This window comes from Neisseria sp. P0013.S005, from assembly GCF_051958425.1.
GTDB lineage: Bacteria > Pseudomonadota > Gammaproteobacteria > Burkholderiales > Neisseriaceae > Neisseria > Neisseria subflava.
In genome coordinates this window covers 1-247 of the sequence record NZ_JBQCVL010000080.1, presented here as the reverse complement: position 1 = coordinate 247, position 247 = coordinate 1, and the positions used below count along the sequence as shown (strand labels likewise).

The 247-nt window shown below is 42.5% G+C and carries 1 pseudogene; it reads right to left on the bottom strand.

Annotated features, from left to right (window positions below):
- Positions 1-133: 133 nt before the first annotated feature.
- Positions 134-247: pseudogene (locus ACTHTA_RS11575) on the bottom strand (septum formation inhibitor Maf); the annotation flags it as partial.

Here is a 247-nt window from a genome sequence, read left to right as displayed (position 1 = left end):
CCTTTTGTTCATGCGGCAAAAGGATTGGCGTATCAGGCGCACCAAAAGGGGTAGGAATCAAATAAAAAACCGTTTTAATTCTTGCAACTCCAAAAAATCTCAGGCCGTCTGAACACATTCAGACGGACTCAAACTATAAAACTTCCACACCATCGTTTTTAAAAAAATCAATCAGACGGAAAATCGGAAGGCCGATAAAAGCATTCGGATCCGTACTTTCAATCCGCTCCAACAAAGCAGCGCCCAA